This window comes from Streptomyces sp. NBC_01288 (assembly GCF_035982055.1).
GTDB lineage: Bacteria > Actinomycetota > Actinomycetes > Streptomycetales > Streptomycetaceae > Streptomyces.
Genome location: NZ_CP108427.1, coordinates 3687716 through 3704933 on the forward strand (window position 1 = coordinate 3687716; position 17218 = coordinate 3704933).

13 protein-coding genes are annotated in these 17218 nt (G+C 66.7%); 6 read left to right on the forward strand and 7 right to left on the reverse strand.

Features of this window, described 5'->3' with window-relative positions:
- Positions 1–6: 6 nt before the first annotated feature.
- From OG194_RS15930 to OG194_RS15940, 3 genes are read right to left on the reverse strand one after another with little or no spacing between them, the layout of a single operon-like run.
- Positions 7–987 carry an ABC transporter permease gene (locus OG194_RS15930; protein ID WP_327401502.1) on the reverse strand — a complete coding sequence of 327 codons (981 nt, stop codon included), beginning with the start codon at positions 985–987 and terminating at the stop codon, positions 7–9.
- Positions 980–1903 carry an ABC transporter permease gene (locus OG194_RS15935; protein ID WP_327401503.1) on the reverse strand — a complete coding sequence of 308 codons (924 nt, stop codon included), beginning with the start codon at positions 1901–1903 and terminating at the stop codon, positions 980–982. Before OG194_RS15935 ends, OG194_RS15930 begins: the two co-directional genes overlap by 8 nt.
- A 54-nt stretch (positions 1904–1957) precedes the next feature.
- Positions 1958–3595: a peptide ABC transporter substrate-binding protein gene (locus OG194_RS15940; protein WP_327401504.1), complete on the reverse strand. Its 1638-nt coding sequence runs from the start codon at positions 3593–3595 to the stop codon at positions 1958–1960.
- Positions 3596–4042: 447 nt separating this feature from the next.
- On the opposite strand from OG194_RS15940, the gene OG194_RS15945 reads away from it, so the two are divergent.
- The 6 genes from OG194_RS15945 to OG194_RS15970 all read left to right on the forward strand — a co-directional run bounded on the left by OG194_RS15945 (position 4043) and on the right by OG194_RS15970 (position 11063).
- Positions 4043–5068, forward strand: coding sequence for an ABC transporter permease (locus tag OG194_RS15945; protein ID WP_327401505.1), 1026 nt, complete (start codon positions 4043–4045; stop codon positions 5066–5068).
- A gap of 93 nt (positions 5069–5161) precedes the next feature.
- Positions 5162–6892 (forward strand): ABC transporter substrate-binding protein, encoded by a 1731-nt coding sequence (locus OG194_RS15950; protein WP_327401506.1) that lies wholly within the window; start codon positions 5162–5164, stop codon positions 6890–6892.
- A 102-nt stretch (positions 6893–6994) separates the two neighbouring features.
- A complete protein-coding gene (locus OG194_RS15955; protein ID WP_327401507.1) occupies positions 6995–7975 on the forward strand; it encodes an ABC transporter permease in 981 nt (326 codons plus the stop codon).
- Between the two features lie 49 nt (positions 7976–8024).
- The gene (locus OG194_RS15960) at positions 8025–9065 is read left to right on the forward strand and encodes an ABC transporter ATP-binding protein (RefSeq protein WP_327401508.1); all 1041 of its coding nucleotides are present in this window, start codon (positions 8025–8027) and stop codon (positions 9063–9065) included.
- Positions 9066–9090: 25 nt separating this feature from the next.
- Positions 9091–10137 (forward strand): ABC transporter ATP-binding protein, encoded by a 1047-nt coding sequence (locus OG194_RS15965; RefSeq protein WP_327401509.1) that lies wholly within the window; start codon positions 9091–9093, stop codon positions 10135–10137.
- A gap of 164 nt (positions 10138–10301) precedes the next feature.
- Positions 10302–11063: a class I SAM-dependent methyltransferase gene (locus tag OG194_RS15970; RefSeq protein WP_327401510.1), complete on the forward strand. Its 762-nt coding sequence runs from the start codon at positions 10302–10304 to the stop codon at positions 11061–11063.
- Positions 11064–12097: 1034 nt separating this feature from the next.
- Here OG194_RS15970 and OG194_RS15975 read toward each other — a convergent pair.
- The 4 genes from OG194_RS15975 to OG194_RS15990 form a co-directional block, all read right to left on the reverse strand.
- The gene (locus OG194_RS15975; protein WP_327401511.1) at positions 12098–13219 is read right to left on the reverse strand and encodes an ABC transporter ATP-binding protein; all 1122 of its coding nucleotides are present in this window, start codon (positions 13217–13219) and stop codon (positions 12098–12100) included.
- 11 nt (positions 13220–13230) lie between these two features.
- Positions 13231–14292, reverse strand: a complete 1062-nt coding sequence (locus tag OG194_RS15980; RefSeq protein WP_327401512.1) for an ABC transporter ATP-binding protein — start codon at positions 14290–14292, stop codon at positions 13231–13233.
- 8 nt (positions 14293–14300) lie between these two features.
- Positions 14301–15281: an ABC transporter permease gene (locus tag OG194_RS15985; RefSeq protein ID WP_327401513.1), complete on the reverse strand. Its 981-nt coding sequence runs from the start codon at positions 15279–15281 to the stop codon at positions 14301–14303.
- 94 nt (positions 15282–15375) lie between these two features.
- Complete coding sequence (locus tag OG194_RS15990; protein WP_327401514.1) at positions 15376–17184, reverse strand: ABC transporter substrate-binding protein; 1809 nt, start codon at positions 17182–17184, stop codon at positions 15376–15378.
- Positions 17185–17218 lie beyond the last annotated feature (34 nt).

Genomic DNA, 17218 nt, shown 5'->3' on the forward strand with positions numbered 1-17218 from the left:
GTGCCGTCACCTCAGCTTCGGGTCGAGGGCGTCGCGTACCGCGTCGCCGAGCATGATGAACGCGAGGACGGTGATCGCCAGGGCGCCGGCGGGCCAGAGGAGCATGTGGGGGGCGTTGCGGATGTACTGGGACGCGGCCGAGATGTCGATGCCCCAGCTGACCGTGGGGGGCTTCAGGCCCACCCCGAGGTACGACAGGGTCGCCTCCAGCGAGATGTAGGTGCCCAGGGCGATCGTGGCGACGACGATCACCGGGGCGACCGCGTTCGGGGTGATGTGGCGTAGCAGGAGGCGGGAGTTGGAGGCGCCGAGGGCCCGCGCGGCCTGGACGTAGTCGTTCTGTTTGGCGGTGATGACCGAGCCCCGGGCGATGCGGGAGATCTGCGGCCAGCCGAGCAGGACCATGAAGCCGATGACCGGCCAGACCGTGTTGCTCGTCACCACGGACAGGAGCACAAGGCCGCCCAGGACCACCGGGATCGCGAAGAAGATGTCCGTGACCCGGGACAGGATCGAGTCCCAGACCCCGCCGAAGAAGCCGGCCAGGCCGCCCAACACCGATCCGAAGAACGCCACCCCCAGCGTGGCGAGCACGCCCACCGTCACCGACGTACGGGTCCCGTAGACCGTGCGCGTGTAGACGTCGCAGCCCTGGCCGTCGTAGCCGAAGGGGTGGCCCGGCTGGGAGCCCTCCTGGGCCTTGGCGAGGTCGCACTTGAGGGGGTTGCCCGAGGCGATCAGGGAGGGCCAGAGGGAGATGACCACCAGGAAGAGGATGACGAGCGCGGAGATGATGAAGACGGGGTTGCGGCGCAGGTCGCGCCAGGCGTCGGACCAGAGGGAACGGGGTTTGCCGGCGGGGCCTGTTCCTTCTGGCCCTCCGGGTGTCTTCTCCAGGGTTTCCGCCTCGCTCGTCGCGAGGTCCATCGGGCCGCCCATGCCGGTGCCGGCGATGGCGCGCTCCGGTTCGAACGGCTGCTCAGGCATAGCGGATCCTCGGGTCGAGTACGGCGTAGAGGAGGTCGACGAGAAGATTCGCGACCAGGAAGACCAGGACGAGGACGGTCACGAAGCCGACCACGGTCTGCGTGTTCTGGCGCACGATCCCCTGGTAGAGCTGGAAGCCGACGCCGTGGATGTTGAAGATCCGCTCGGTGACGATCGCACCGCCCATCAGGGCCCCGATGTCGGTGCCGATGAAGGTGACCACGGGGATGAGGGAGTTGCGGAGAAGGTGGCGGACGATCACCCGGCGTCTCGGCAGGCCCTTCGCGACGGCCGTACGGACGTAGTCGGAGCGCCGGTTCTCCGCGATGGACGTCCGGGTCAGCCGGGTCACGTACGCGAGGGAGACCGAGGCCAACACCAGCCCGGGGACGATCAGTTCGCTGAAGGTCGCCTCCGGTGAGACGGACGGTTTGATCCAGCCCCATTCGACGCCGAGGAGCAGTTGCAGCAGCAAGCCGGTGACGAAGGTCGGGATGGAGATGACGACGAGGGTGAGCAGCAGCACGCCGGTGTCGATCGGCCGGCCGCGCTTGAGGCCGGTGATCACGCCGAGCGCGATGCCGACGACGACCTCGATGACGATCGCCACCAGGGTCAGCCGGATGGTGACCGGGAACGCGGTCGCCATCAGCTCGGTGACCTTCTGGCCGTTGAACGCCGTCCCGAAGTCACCGGTGAAGACGTTCCCCATGTAGGTCAGGTACTGCTGCCACACGGGCTTGTCGAGGCCGAACTCCCGCTTCAGCTGGGCGGCCGTCGCCGGGTCGCACTGCCGGTCGCCGCACAGGCCCGCGATGGGGTCGCCCATCACGTTCACCATCAGGAAGATCAACAGTGTGGCGCCGATGAAGACCGGGATCATCTGTAGCAGACGCCGGATTACGTACCGTCCCATGGGGGCTCCGGGGATCGTGGGGGCGGGCGCTCGTGAACCCGCCCCCGGTGCGGCTCAGCTGACCTTGATCTCGTTGTAGACGGGGACGCTGAACGGGTTCAGAGCCACGTTGGAGAGCCGGTCGGAGTAGCCCGCGCTGCCGTTCTGGTACCAGAGCGGGATGGCGGCCATGTTGTCCCGGACGACGCCCTCGGCCTGCTGGAAGAGCTTGATCGCCTTGCTCGTGTCCGTCTCCGCGTTGGCCTGGTTCACGAGCTTGTCGAAGTCCTTGTTGGACCACAGGCCGTCGTTGGAGGAGGCCTTGGTGTAGTACAGCGGCTGAAGGAAGTTCTGGATGAGCGGGTAGTCCATCTGCCACCCGGCGCGGAACGGCCCGGTCATCTTGTGCTGGCCGATCTGGTTCCTGAAGTCGGCGAAGGTGCCGACCGGGTTGCCGACGCACGCCTTGTCGTTGCCGAGCGCGTTGTTGATGGAGTTGCACACCGCGTCCACCCACTCCTTGTGCGAGCCCGTGTCCGCGTTGTACGTGATCTTGACCTGGCCGCCGGGGATGCCGCCGCCCTCCTGGACGAGCTTCTTCGCCTCGGTGGGGTTGTACTTGCAGGCGTCCCCGCACAGCCCGTCCTGGAAGCCGCCCTCGGTGCCGAGCACCGGTGAGGTCCAGTCGGTGGCCGGGGTGCGGGTCTTCTGGAAGATCGTGTTGGTGATCTGGTCCCGGTTGATCGCCATGGACAGGCCCGTGCGGACCTTCTCGGAGCCGCTCTTGTTCCAGTTCTTGTCGTAGTACGGGAACGCGAGGGTCTGGATGATGCCTGCGGGCGTGTTGATGTACCGGCCGCCGAGGTCGCTCTTGACGTTCTTGAGCTGCGAGGCGGGGATGTCGTCGACGAGGTCGAGGTTGCCGGCCATCAGGTCGGTGTAGGCGGTGTTGTTGTCGGTGTAGACCTTGAGGGTCACGCCACCGTTCTGCGCCTTGTCCGTCCCGGTGTACCCGTCCCACTTCTTGAGCTGCATCTGCGAGCCCTTGGTGTACGACGAGATGGTGTACGGCCCGTTCCCGACCGGCTTCTTCAGCCAGGCCGCGTGGTCCGAGAAGAACGTCGACGGCAGCGGCGAGTAGGCCGCGTAGCCGAGGGTGTCCGGGAAGGTCGAGAACTTCTGGGTGAGCTTGATGGTGAAGGTGTCCGTGCCGGTCACCTTGAGCCCGGTGAGGGTGGTGGCGCTCTGCGAGCCGCTGTCGGGGTGGACCTTGTCGTAGCCGTCGATGTACCCGAAGAAGTACGCGTTCTTCTGGTTGTTCTTCAGGCTCGCCCCGTAGTTCCACGCGTCCACGAACGACTTCGCGGTGACGGCCTCGCCGTTGCTGAACTTCCAGCCGCTCTTGACGGTGACCGTGAAGTTCTGCGAGTCCGTGGTCTCGATCTTGTCGGCGAGCATGTCCTCGGCCTTGCCGGACTTCGGGTCGTACCGCTTCAGCCCGCGGAAGACCATGTCGAGGACCTTGCCGCCCTGCACCTCGTTGGTGTTGGCCGGCTCCAACGGGTTCTGCGGGTCACCCCAGGAGGCGCTGAGCACCGCGCTGCCGTCACCACCGCCGCCGCCGCTACTGCTGTCGCCGCCCCCACAGGCGGTCGCCGCGAGGGCTACCGCCGCCGCGCAAGCGGCCCATTTGGCGTGCGTGGCTCCACGCATCGAGTGCCTCCTCAGGAAAGCCGATCCATGCCGATCCGTTACCGGTCAATATCGACTGAAAAGGTGCACATCGCCTGCGGGCCCACCCTTTCGAGGGACCCTGACGTCCGTTCAGAGGATCTTCGGTGTAGCGCACAATGGATCACCGCGAAGCGATGCGGAACCGTTGGATTGTGACGCCCCGGTGTACGCATTCCGATACAGAGGCGTCCGCATAACGAACTCATTGCCCGTTTAGCGCAGTTGGCCCGATATAAAGCACGGATCGATCACGGCATGCTACCCGCGTAGCTACGGACTGACCAAGAGGGAGTAAAGAAGGTAAAGAGAAACCCAAGTCGGTCCAGATTTTATTGACCTTGCATGAATTGCGTTGAAAAAGTCCGGCGTAGCCCGTAGGGGAGTGCCCTGCGGAGTCTCATCAGACCCCCTTGGGCCAGGAGCAGCATGATCCCCCCAACCTCATCCGCGGTCCCGCTCGAAGTAACCGACGAGAGCCTTGAGAAGTCGATCACTTCTCCCGCCTCGAAGGCCAACGAGAGCCGGTCCCCGGGTCAGCTCGCGTGGCGCCGTTTCAAACGGGACCGTACGGGCGTCATATCGGCGATCATCGTGATCTTCTTCTTCGCGATCGCGCTCGCCGCACCGCTGATATCCAAGCTCTACGGCAAAGATCCGTACACGACGTACGCGAGCCAGGACCCGGGTCTGCTCGACGCCTTCTCGTACCCGGCGGGTCCCAACGGCGGCATGAGCTCGCAGTTCTGGTTCGGCATCGAGCCGCAGCTGGGCCGCGACGTCTTCACCTTCCTGATCTACGGCATCCGGACCTCGCTGGGCATCGCCCTGGCCGCCACCCTGATCACCACCGTCGTCGGCGTCGTGGTCGGCGTGACCGCGGGCTACCTGGGCGGCAAGACGGACTACTTCGTCGGCCGGATCATCGACATCGTGCTGTCGATCCCCTCGACGCTGTTCATCATCGCCTTCATGCCGGTGGTGTTCGGGCTCTTCGTCGCCGCCGACGACAACATCCCGACCTGGCTGCGGGCCACCGCGCTCATCATCATGATGTCCTTCTTCGGCTGGGCGTCGATCGCCCGCCTGCTGCGCGGCCAGGTACTCGGTCTGCGCGAGCGCGAGTTCGTCGAGGCCGCCAAGGTGACCGGGGCGTCGCCGGCGCGCATCGTGTTCAAGGAACTGCTGCCCAACCTGTGGACCCCGATCCTGATCCAGTCCACGCTCATGCTCCCGGCCTACGTGACCGCTGAGGCGGGCTTCGCCTTTCTCGGTGTCGGCATGATCGACCCGACCCCCGACTGGGGCGTCATGATCCAGCGGGGCGCCCAGTTCTACACCCAGGACTTCACCTTCATGCTCTTCCCGGGCCTGGCCATGGTGATCTTCGTCCTGGCGTTCAACCTGCTCGGCGACTCGGCGCGCGACGCGCTCGACCCGAAGTCCAAGCGCTGACCATCTCTCATCTCCGGCCCGGTCAATGTCGTCCGGCTGGTCCCGTCCCACCCGTAAGGCAGGGTTACTGTGTCTTTTTCCCGTAGAAACTTCATGATCGCCACCGGCGTGGTGGCCGCGTCGAGCTCGGTGCTGACCGCCTGTGGCGGCGGCAACTCGACCTCGAACAGCAAGGTCCCCTCGGTCAGCAAGGCCAAGCAGAGCAAGATCGAGGTCGGCACCAAGGCCGACTCGACGGGCCCCGCGCCCGAGGTCGCCGGCGCGGTCAAGGGCGGGACGATCTACGGGCTCGACCAGTTCGACATGGACCACCTCGACCCGGCGCAGATCTACGTCTCCACCGAGATCCTCATCACCACGCCGATCATGCGCGGCCTGACCGGCTACAAGCTCGACTCCAAGGGCGGCGCCACCCTGGTCGGCGACGTCGCCACGGACGCGGGCACGGCCAAGGACGGCGGCAAGACCTGGTCGTTCACCATCAAGGACGGCATCAAGTGGGAGGACGGCTCCGACCTCTCCATGGACGACGTCCGGCACACCTTCGAGCGCCTCTTCGCCTCCTTCGTCACCGAGGGTCCGCGCTACGTCCAGCAGTTCCTGGTGGGCGGCGACAAGTACAAGGGCCCCTACGACGGCAAGAGCCTCGACTCCATCGAGGTCGACGGCAAGACCATCACCTTCCGCCTCAGCGAGGCCCGTGGTGACTTCAACTTCACGCTGGCCGAGCGGGCGTACTCCTTCGTGAAGAAGTCGAAGGACACCAAGGAGAAGTACGACAAGCAGCCGTTCTCCTGCGGCCCGTACAAGATCTCCGCCCGTGACGTCGGCAAGTCGCTGACGTACACCCGCAACGAGCACTGGGACGCGGCGACGGACCCGATCCGCAACGCCTACCCGGACAAGTACCTCTTCCAGTTCGGCTTCGAACTGCTGGCCTCGACCGACCGCTACATAGCGGACAAGGGCAACGACCAGTACACGATGTCGATCTTCAACGAGATCGCCCCCGAGCGGATCGCCACGGTCCTCACCAACGCGAAGCTCAAGCAGCGGGTGCTCACCGCGGTCGACACGGTCACCTACTACTGGCCGATCAACACCACCCGGATCACGGACGTCAAGGTCCGCCAGGCCATCAACTACGCCTGGCCGAACCAGCAGTTGCAGACCATCCGCGGTGGCGCGTCCACCAGCGAGATCGCGACCACCATCTTCTCCCCGGTGACGCCCGGTTACGTGGAGTTCGACCTCTACGGCAAGACCACGAAGCCCGGCGGCGACCCGGTCAAGGCCAAGGCCCTCCTCAAGGAGGCCGGCAAGGTCGGTCAGAAGCTGGTCATCGCCTACCAGACGTCGGACAACGCGGTGAAGCAGGCCGTGGCGATCAAGAACGCGCTGGAGGCGGCCGGCTTCACGGTCGTCAACAAGCAGATCGACAAGTCGACCTTCTACACCCAGATCGGCAAGATCGACAACACGTACGACCTGTTCGCGGCCGGCTGGAGCCCCGACTGGCCGGGCGGCTACTCGGTCTTCTACCCCTGCTGGGACGGCGCCAACATCGGCGACGGCCGCAGCAACTACGCCCAGCTGAAGGACACCGGCGTCGACAAGGCGATCGCGGCCGCGTCCCTGATCACCGACGCGGACGCGGCCAACAAGGCCTGGGGCGCCATCGACAAGCAGGTCATGGAGCTCGCGGCCTGCGTCCCGGACTACCACGCCATCCGCAACTGGATGCACGGCTCGAAGCTCGGCGGCTTCGTCTACGACGCCGGAAACACCGGCCTCGCGCTCACGAGGCTCTACGCCAAGGCGTAGGCGCCACACGCCACCAGGGGGCGGCCTCACCGGGCCGCCCCCCACCGGCCCCTCACCCCTCACGCCCCGGCAACGGCGCCTCGCCCGGAGAGTCCTGACCCCATGTTCCGCTTCCTTGTCCGCCGTACGATCGGCGCGCTGGTCATTCTGCTGATCATCAGCGCCATCACCTTCTGGCTCTTCTACGCCGTCCCGCGTGACCCGGCCATGATGTCCTGCGGCAAGAACTGCACGCCGGCCTCGCTCGCGCAGATCCGGCACAACCTGGGCATCGACCATCCGATCCCGGTGCAGTACTGGTACTGGCTGAAGGGGATCTTCGTCGGGCGGGACTACAGCGGCTTCGGAATGTGCAACGCTCCGTGCCTCGGCTACTCCTTCGCCAACAACGAGCCCGTCTTCGGCACGATCATGGACCGCCTGCCGCTGACCCTCTCGCTCGCCTTCGGTTCGGCCGTCATCTTCCTGATCTTCGGTGTCGGCACGGGCATGATCGCGGCGTTGAAGCAGGGCAAGTTCCTGGACAAGTTCGCGACCTCGGCGTCGCTGCTGGGCTCCTCGCTCCAGATCTACTTCGTCGGCTACATCGCGCTGTACTTCCTGGTCTTCAAGACGGGCATCCTCGACCAGCCCTCGTACACGCCGCTGACCGAGAACCCCGTCTCGTGGTTCTCCGGCCTGCTGCTGCCGTGGCTGGTGCTGTCGATCATCTTCACCGCCAACTACACCCGCATGGCCCGCTCCCAACTGGTCGAGCAGCTCAGCGAGGACTACGTCCGGACCGCCCGCGCCAAGGGCCTCTCGCGTGCGAACGTCTTCCTGCGCTTCGCCTGGCGCGGTGCCATGGGCCCGATCGTCACGGTGTTCGGCATCGACCTGGGCACGCTGATCGGCGGCGCGATCATCACCGAGCAGGTCTTCAGCCTCCAGGGCATCGGCCGGCTCGCGGTGATCTCCGTCATCCAGAGCGACCTCCCGATGCTGCTCGGCGTCACCGTGCTGGCGGCCGCCGCGATCGTGTTCTTCAACATCATCGTCGACGCCGCCTACGCCTTCATCGACCCGCGGATCCGGCTCGCCTGACCCTCCGCCCGTACCCCCTACCCCCCGCATCGCCCCCAGGAGCGTCTCCGTGACGAGCACCGATCAGCAGCCCTTCCTCTCCGTCAGGGATCTCAAAGTCCACTTCTCCACCGAGGACGGCATCGTCAAGGCCGTCGACGGGCTCTCCTTCGACCTCGCCAAGGGCAAGACGCTCGGCATCGTCGGTGAGTCGGGCTCCGGCAAGTCCGTCACCAACCTGACGATCCTGGGTCTGCACGACCGCGACCTTACGGCGATCGAGGGCGAGATCCTGCTCGACGACAAGGAGTTGCTCACCGCGACCGAGCGGGAACTGGAGCGGCTGCGCGGCAACAAGATGTCCATGATCTTCCAGGACGCGCTGGCCTCGCTGTCGCCGTACCACACGGTCGGCAAGCAGATCAGCGAGGTGTACCGCAAGCACACCGGCGCCTCCAAGAAGGAGTCCCGCGAGCGGGCGATCGAGATGCTGAAGCGGGTCGGGATCCCCCAGCCCGAGGTCCGGGTGGACGACTACCCGCACCTGTTCTCGGGCGGTATGCGCCAGCGCGCGATGATCGCCATGGCCCTGGTCTGCGACCCGGAACTGCTGATCGCCGACGAGCCGACCACCGCCCTCGACGTGACGGTCCAGGCCCAGATCATGGACCTGCTGAAGGACCTCCAGCAGGAGTTCGGCACGGCCATCGTGTTCATCACGCACGACCTCGGCGTGATCGCCGACATCGCCGACGACGTCCTCGTGATGTACGGCGGCCGGTGCGTGGAGCGCGGCACCAAGAAGGAGGTGCTGACGGACCCGCAGCACCCCTACACGCTCGGTCTGCTCAGCTCCATGCCGAGCCTCGAAGGACCGGTCGACGTACCGCTGATGCCGATCCCGGGCTCGCCGCCCTCGCTGCTCAATCCGCCGTCCGGCTGCCGCTTCCACCCGCGCTGCACCTTCGCCGAGAAGGTCGAGGGCGGACTGTGCTCCAGCGAGCGGCCCGTGCTGGAGGTGGTCGACGGCCGGGGCTCCGCCTGCCACCTCACCACCGCACAGCGCCAGGAACTCTTCGCCGACCTTCTCGCCGTAGCCCAGCACAACTGACGTACTAGAAACGGGACTTCCCATCATGAGCAACGCGAACCCCCTCCTGGACGTCAGCGGGCTGACCAAACACTTCCCGATCAAGGGCGGTTTCCCGATCCGGCGTACGGTCGGTGCCGTGCAGGCGGTCGACGGGCTGGACTTCCAGGTCGGTGAGGGCGAGAGCCTGGGCCTGGTCGGCGAGTCGGGCTGCGGCAAGTCCACGACGGGCCGGCTGATCACGCGCCTGCTGGAGCCGACCGGCGGCAAGGTCTCCTACCGCGGCCAGGACATCACCCACGCGGGCCGCAAGCAGCTGGCGCCCATCCGGTCCGAGATCCAGATGATCTTCCAGGACCCGTACGCCTCGCTGAACCCGCGGCAGACGGTCGGCAAGATCGTGGCCGGCCCGATGGAGATCAACAACATCAACCCGGCCGGCGGCCGCGAGGCCCGCGTCCGTGAGCTGCTGGAGATCGTCGGTCTCAACCCCGAGCACTACAACCGATTCCCGCACGAGTTCTCCGGCGGCCAGCGCCAACGCATCGGTGTCGCCCGCGCGTTGGCCCTCGAACCGAAGCTGATCGTCGCGGACGAACCGGTGTCGGCCCTGGACGTCTCGATCCAGGCGCAGGTCGTGAACCTGCTCCAGAAGGTCCAGAAGGAACTCGGCATCGCGTTCGTGTTCATCGCCCACGACCTGGCGATCGTCCGGCACTTCTCACAGCGAGTCGCGGTAATGTACCTCGGCAAGATCGTGGAGATCGCCGACCGCGACGACCTGTACGGCAACCCGCGTCACCCCTATACGCGGGCCCTGTTGTCCGCCGTGCCCGAGGCCACGGTGGACGAGACGCCCGCCCGGGAGCGTATCCGGCTGGTCGGTGACGTGCCGTCGCCGATCAACCCGCCCACGGGCTGCCGTTTCCGTACCCGTTGCTGGAAGGCGACGGAGAAGTGCGCGACGGAGGCTCCGCCGCTGGTACAGGTCGAGGGCAACAAGCCCGGCCACCTGACCGCATGCCACTACCCCGAGACGGCGGACACCGTTCCGGCACCCCGTCTCTCCAAGGACCCCGAGGCGGCGGCCTGACACACCCCTTTAGTCAGCCGCCCCCTTCAGGAACGGACTTTCACCGGCCCATTGACCCGAGCCCATGAATGTCCGATCCAGGGGACGAAGGCCCGCGCCCACCCAGGCGCGGGCCTTCGCCACGAGCGGGCGGGTGGACCCTCCTCCCGTGACACACTGCCGCGATGGTTGATCGTTCGTTCGCGGATCCCTCGCTCGCAGCGCTGTACGACACCCTCAACCCGTGGGGACCCGGCGACGACTTCTGCCTCGGGCTGGTCAGGTCCGCCGGCTCCGTGCTCGATGTCGGGTGCGGTACCGGGCGGTTGCTCGGACGGGCCCGGAGGGAGGGGCACCGGGGGCGGCTCATGGGGCTCGATCCCGCCGCCGCGATGCTGGTGCAGGCGCGGGCTCATGAACCCGGCGTCGAGTGGGTGCTCGGAGATCTACAGGCACGCGAGTGGCACGGCGAGTTCGACCTCGCCGTCATGACCGGCCACGCCTTCCAAGTGCTGCTCGGCGACGAGGAGTTGCGCCTCGCTCTACGTGCCGTACGTGCCGCTCTCGTGTCCGGCGGGCGGTTCGTGTTCGAGACGCGGAATCCGGGGGCCCGGGCGTGGGAGACGTGGACGCCGGACCGAGTACGGGAGATTCCCGACGGGCGTGGCGGGGTCGTACGCGTATGGCACGAGGTCGAGTCCGTGTCACCTGCCGGCGATCGGGTCACGTTCACCGAGACCTTTGACGGGACCCTGTGGGAACGGCCGCAGGTCGACCGGACCACCCTGCGATTCCTCGACACCGGGGCGCTGGACGACTTCCTCGGCGAGGCCGGGTTCGTCGTGGTCGAGCGGTATGGCGACTGGGGACGAGGGGTGTTGACCCCTGCCAGCCCTGAAATCATCACCGTGGCTGAAGCTGTGGGCAATCAGGGCAGCTACACCTAGGGCGTTTCCCAGTGGACGTTGGGCCACTCGCTTCTTGGCCAGTGTCGTGCTTCCACGGCCCGAGTAAAGGGCGCTCCCTGCGGTCGCGTCGGCTACGCCGATTCCGCTCCGCTCCACCCTTGACTCGGTCCGCTCCAGCCCGTTTCAGAAGCGAGCGAGCGGCCCGGAGGAACGGGTGGCCAGGTAGGGACCCCCTTGCCTGAACCGTGTTGCCGGCCGGTGCGAAGGGACGCGCTCGCGTCTCGCCTGCACGCCGGGCTGGCTCAGCGGCTACCCGCCGGTGGGATGGGAAGCGTGGTGGTGGGGAGTGCAGGGGGGCGTGCTGCGGTCCGGCCCGCACGCGGCCTCGGCTTGAGCGGCCCACCCCGGGTGGGTAGGTGCTGGAAGCCGGGGGTAAATCTAACCACCGTCACCACCCTTTACCGGTTAGAAAGGGACAGAGGCTGCGGAGAGTGGAGAGGGAAGCCCAGCAGGGAAGGACGGGCGGGACGGGTACCAGTCCCCAACCACACTCCCCACTCACCACCCACCACTCACCACTCACCGTTGGCCGCTGAGCCGACCCGGCGTGCGGGCGAGACGTCAACGCGTCGCACTCGCCCCGGCTCCGCCCCGCCCTGGTCTCTCTGGAAGCTGTGTCTATCTCTAACCGGTCACAGCCCGCCACGGTGGTTAGATTTACCCCCGGCTTCCCGCAACCACCCATCCACTCGTCCGCCCATCCACTCATCCGCCCACCCACCGTTGGCCGCTGAGCCGGCCCGGCGTGCTGGCGAGACGCGAGCGCGTCCCCACACGCCGGGCCGGAACGCGGTACAGGCACGGGGATTCTTGCCTGGCCACCCATCCCTCGGGGCCGCCCGCTCGCTTCTCAAACGGGATTGAGGGAGACGAGTCAAGGGTGGAGCGGAGCGGAATCGGCGCAGCCGACGCGACCGCAGGGAGCGCCCTTTACTCGGCTCCCGCAATCCCGACACTGACCAAGAAGCGGGCGGCCCAACGGTCACTTCGTAGCTCGGGGCCAGAGCGACTTCCTACTCCTCCAGCGACTCCTCCAGCGCGGCCAACGCCGGGTCCAGCACGATGTCCTCGCCCCGGTTCTCGATCGTCGGTTCTTCCGGGAAGTGGCAGGCCGTCAGGTGGGCGGGGCGGTTGCCCTCGATCTGGATGAGGGGTGGTTCCTCGGTCGCGCACTTGTCCTGGGCCTTCCAGCAGCGGGTGCGGAAGCGGCAGCCGGTGGGAGGGTTGATCGGGGAGGGTACGTCGCCCGCGAGGCGGATGCGTTCACGGCCGGCCGTTTCGTTGTCGCCGAGGTTCACCTCGGGCACCGCGGACAGCAGGGCGTGGGTGTACGGGTGCCGGGGGCGGGTGTAGATGGAGTCGCGGTCGCCCACCTCGATGATCTTGCCGAGGTACATGACCGCCACGCGGTGCGAGAAGTGTCGTACGACCGCGAGGTCGTGGGCGATGAACAGGAACGCGATGCCGAGTTCCTTCTGGACCTCTTGGAGGAGGTTCACCACCTGGGCCTGGATCGAGACGTCCAGGGCCGACACCGGTTCGTCCGCGATGATCAGTTTGGGTTCGAGGGCCAACGCCCTTGCCACACCGATGCGTTGGCGCTGGCCGCCGGAGAACTCGTGCGGGAAGCGGTTGTAGTGCTCGGGGTTGAGGCCGACGATCTCCAGGAGTTCGCGGACCCGTTTCTCGCGGCCGCCCTCCGGCTGGATGTCGTTGATCTCCATCGGCCCCGAGATGATCTTTCCGACCGTCTGCCGCGGGTTCAGCGACGAGTACGGGTCCTGGAAGATCATCTGGATCTCGGAGCGGATCGGGGCCAGTTGCCTGCGGGAGGCGTGGGTGATGTCCTGGCCGCGGTAGGTGATGCTGCCCGCGCTCGGCTCCAGCAGGCGCGTGATCAGCCGGCCCGTCGTGGACTTGCCGCAGCCCGACTCCCCCACCAGGCCGAAGCTCTCCCCCACGTGCACGCTCAGATCGATGCCGTCGACGGCCTGGACGGCGCCGACCGTACGGCGGATCGGGAAACCGCCCTTCACCGGGAAGTGTTTGGTCAGGCCCTTCACCACCAGCAACGGGTCGCCGGAGGCTTCCGGTACCGCGTCGCGCGGGGCGGGCAGGACGAGGTCCTCTGTCATGACGTCTCCTCCTAGCCCAGTCGGGGCTTGATCTCTTCGATGAAGATGCTGCGCTTCTGGTCCGCCGTGAGGTGGCAGGCCGAGGCGCGGTCGGGGGCGAGCAGCGGGCGTTCGGTGACACAGCGGGTGCCGCCGACCCGGTCCTGGAAGGTGCAGCGGGGGTGGAAGCGGCAGCCCGAGGGCGGGTTCAGGAGGGACGGCGGGGCGCCGGGGATCGGGTCCAGCGGCGCGCTGAGGTCCGAGTCCAGGCGGGGCATGGAGTTCAACAGGCCCCAGGTGTAGGGGTGTTGGGGTGAGCGCAGGACCTCGTTCGTCGAGCCGCGCTCCACCGCGTTGCCCGCGTACATCACCATGATGTCGTCGGCCATGTCGGCGATCACGCCGAGGTCGTGCGTGATGAAGACGATCCCGGAGCCGAACTCCTGCTGGAGGTCCTTCAGGAGGTCGAGGATCTGGGCCTGGACTGTCACGTCGAGGGCCGTCGTCGGCTCGTCGGCGATCAGCAGGTCCGGGTCGCAGACCAGGGCCATGGCGATCATCGCGCGCTGGCGCATACCGCCGGAGAACTGGTGCGGGTAGTCCTTCGCCCGTTCCTTCGGGTTGGGGATGCCGACCTTGCCGAGCATCTCCACCGCGCGTGCCCAGGCGACCTTCTTCGAGGCGCCCAGGTGCTTCATGTACGGCTCGGCGATCTGGCGGCCCACCGTGTAGTACGGGGAGAGCGCGGTCAGCGGGTCCTGGAAGATCATGGCGACCTTGTTGCCGCGCAGCTTCTCCATCTCGGACTCGCGGGCCGTGGTCAACTCCTGGCCGTCCAGGAGGATTTCGCCCTCGACGGTGGTGAACATCGGGTTGTGCAGGCCGAGGATCGTCAGGTTGGTGACCGACTTGCCGGAGCCCGACTCCCCCACGATGCCCAGCGTCTTGCCGCGTTCGACGTCGAAGGAGAGACCGTCGACGGCACGGATGACGCCGTCCTCGGTCTTGAAGCTGACATGCAGGTCCCGCACCGAGAGAAAGGCACCCGCGTCGGCCGGCGAGGGAGCTCCGGCTTCCTTGGTCAATGTGGTCACGAGTGCTCCTAGGCCAGCCGCACGCGCGGGTCGATGAAGGCGTAGCAGGCGTCGACGATGATGTTGAAGAGGAGGATCATGGTGGCGGAGAAGATCATCACGCCCAGCAGCAGCGGCAGGTCGCTGAAGAACACCGCCTGGACCGCGAGGTTGCCGAGGCCCGGCAGGCTGAAGGTGTACTCGGTGATGATGGCGCCGCCGAGCAGTGCGCCCAGGTCGATGCCGAAGATGGTGACGATGGGGATCAGCGAACCGCGCCAGGCGTAGCGGAAGAAGACGTATCTGCGGGACATGCCCTTCGCCTTGGCCGTACGGACGTGTTCCTCCTGGAGCTGTTCGATCATCGCCGAGCGCGCCATACGGGTGTACTGCGCGGCGAAGATCGTGGACAGCACCACCCAGGGGATGATCAGCCCCGAGAACCAGCTGACCGGGTTCGCGGTGAAGTTGTTGTAGGCCGGCTTCTCGAAGATGTGGGTCTGGTAGACGAGCAGGGCCAGGGCCAGTGGTCCCAGGAAGTAGATCTGCATCGAACTGAGCACCATCGCCCCGGCCGTGGCCGTCTTGTCGATGATCGTGCCGCGCTTCCAGGCGGCGAGCAGGCCGGTGCCGAGGCCGATGAGCAGGAAGAAGAAGGCGCCGCCGAGGGTGAGCGAGATGGTGGTGGGCAGCCGGTCGATCAGCGTGGCCCAGACCTGGTCGTTGGTGTGGTACGAGTACCCGAAGCACGGGGCGGGGCAGGGCCCTTGGGCGAAGCCGTTGCTGCCCATGACGAGGTTCTTGAGGAAGATCCCGTACTGCGTGCTGATCGGCTTGTCGAGGCCGAGCACGTGGTGGATGTTCGCGAGGCTGGTCGGGTTGCAGGTCTTGCCGCACATCAGCAGCCCCGGGTCGCGTGGCATCCCGAAGAACAGCAGGAACGTGACGATGCTCAGCAGGAACAGGATGACGACGGCGCCGAGGGTCCGGCGGACGAGGAAGCGCAGCATGACAGGGGCAGCTCTCTGACGTCGGCGGGCCGCCCGGCACCCGGTGCGTCGCCCCGGAGGGGGACGGACGCAACGGGTGCCGGACGGACGGCGGTTACTTGACGAACAGGCGACGCGGGTCGACGCCGCCGATGACGTCGTCGTAGACGAGGCCGCCGACCTTGGAACCGGCGATCTGGGTCTGCTTGTAGTACGCGGTCGGGACGAAGGAGACGAGGTCCTTCACGAGGTACTCGTCGATCTTCTCCCAGGCGGCCGCGGCCTTGACCGGGTCGGTGATCTTGTTCGCCGCGTCGATGTCGGCGTTCACCTTGGGGTCGTTGACCTGCGAGTAGTTCTGCGCACCGTCGGCGATGCCGCGTCCGTCGTAGAGCGGCGGGACGACGGTCGAGGCGGACGGCCAGTCGGCGCCCCACGCGGTGTGGAAGATGTCGTAGTTGTTGTCCAGCTTGCTGACCTGGTCGTAGTAGGTCTCGGCCGGGATCTCCTGGCGCTGGACGTTGAAGCCGGCCTTCTTCAGGCCCGCCGCCATGGCGGTGGAGTACTGCTGGCCCTCGGGGGTGTTGGTGTAGCCGAAGGTCAGCTTCATGCCGAGCTTGCCGGCCTTCTTCAGCAGTGCCTTGGCCTTCTCGGGGTCACCGGCCGGCTTCTTCTTCTTGCCGAACGGGTCGAACGCGGCGTTGTAGCCGGAGACGGTCGGGCTGATGGTGCCGCCGGCGACCTCCATCGCGTCGGTGCCGCCGAAGGCACGGAGGAACGGCGTGATGGGCAGCGCGTAGGCGATGGCCTCACGCACCGTCTTGTCCTTCATGGCCGGGTGGCTGTTGTTGATGTTCATCTGGCCCACGTACGGCTGGTAGCCGGAGACCGTGCGGGACTTCAGCTTCGGGTCCTTGAGGACGCTGGACAGGTTGCCCGCGTCGACCTGGTTGTTGAAGCTGATGCCGGCCTGGTCCGCGCCACTGTCCGCGAGGAGCGCCTTCGTCGACGTCTCGAACTGCTGGTTGAACGTGAAGTTGAACTGGTCCACGTACTGGTGGCGGATCGGGTCCGTCTTCGGGTCCCAGTTGGTGTTCTTCACGAGCACCATCGACTTGCCGGACTTGAACGACTGGATCTTGTACGGGCCGCTCGTCACCGGCGACTTGTCGTACTTCGCCTGGGTGTCACCCTTGGCGGAGACGACCGCGTAGCCCGCCATGGCCAGGGCGTACGGCAGGTCGGAGTGCGCCGTCTTGAAGTGGAAGATGACGGTCTTGGCGTCCGGGGTCTCCAGGACGGTGCTCGGCAGGTGCTTGCCCTTGTACGGGCCGTTCGGCAGCAGCTTGCGGTAGTCGGCGCCGGAGGTGTCGGCCAGCCACTGCTGGAGGTAGGACGGGCCCTGGTTGATGAAGGGCGCGAAGAGCCGCTCGAAGGTCTGGCGGAAGTCCGCGGACGTGATCGGCGTCCCGTCGGCGAACTTGATGCCGTCCTTGAGGGTGTACTTCCAGGTCTTGCCGCCGTCCGTGGTGGTACCGGAGTCGGTGGCGAGGTCGCCGACGACCTCGTGTCCCTTGCCGTCGCTGGTGGTCGTCTTGTAGCCGGTGAGACCTCGGTGGATCAGGGTCGAGAGCGAGCCCTCGTCCGAGACGTAGATCTGAGCCGGGTCGAGGTGGGCGTAGCTGTCACGCTGGAGCACCTCTATCGAACCGCCCGGCTTGGCGCCCGGTACGGCCGCGGCCGGTCCGGTGGAGTCCGCGGTGTCGCCGAACTTGATCGACTTCTGCTGTCTGGACGCGTTCTCCTTGTCCTGCTTGTTGTTGTCGCTCGCGTCGCTGCCGCCCTTGCTGCAACCGGTGAGCACAAGAGCCCCGGCCGCGAGCACGGAGAGCGCGGCGTATACGTGGCGTCCGCCCCTACTCATCACTCAGTTTCCACCCATCTGTGTGTCACCAGTG

Bases quoted from the DNA above. Each gene is read 5' to 3' on its own strand.
- OG194_RS15935 (WP_327401503.1), bottom strand. From the start codon at position 1,903: ATGGGACGGTACGTAATCCGGCGTCTGCTACAGATGATCCCGGTCTTC.
- OG194_RS15965 (WP_327401509.1), top strand. From the start codon at position 9,091: ATGAGCAACGCGAACCCCCTCCTGGACGTCAGCGGGCTGACCAAACAC.
- OG194_RS15945 (WP_327401505.1), top strand. From the start codon at position 4,043: ATGATCCCCCCAACCTCATCCGCGGTCCCGCTCGAAGTAACCGACGAG.
- OG194_RS15970 (WP_327401510.1), top strand. From the start codon at position 10,302: ATGGTTGATCGTTCGTTCGCGGATCCCTCGCTCGCAGCGCTGTACGAC.
- OG194_RS15950 (WP_327401506.1), top strand. From the start codon at position 5,162: ATGATCGCCACCGGCGTGGTGGCCGCGTCGAGCTCGGTGCTGACCGCC.
- OG194_RS15940 (WP_327401504.1), bottom strand. From the start codon at position 3,595: ATGCGTGGAGCCACGCACGCCAAATGGGCCGCTTGCGCGGCGGCGGTA.
- OG194_RS15930 (WP_327401502.1), bottom strand. From the start codon at position 987: ATGCCTGAGCAGCCGTTCGAACCGGAGCGCGCCATCGCCGGCACCGGC.
- OG194_RS15990 (WP_327401514.1), bottom strand. From the start codon at position 17,184: ATGAGTAGGGGCGGACGCCACGTATACGCCGCGCTCTCCGTGCTCGCG.
- OG194_RS15955 (WP_327401507.1), top strand. From the start codon at position 6,995: ATGTTCCGCTTCCTTGTCCGCCGTACGATCGGCGCGCTGGTCATTCTG.
- OG194_RS15985 (WP_327401513.1), bottom strand. From the start codon at position 15,281: ATGCTGCGCTTCCTCGTCCGCCGGACCCTCGGCGCCGTCGTCATCCTG.
- OG194_RS15975 (WP_327401511.1), bottom strand. From the start codon at position 13,219: ATGACAGAGGACCTCGTCCTGCCCGCCCCGCGCGACGCGGTACCGGAA.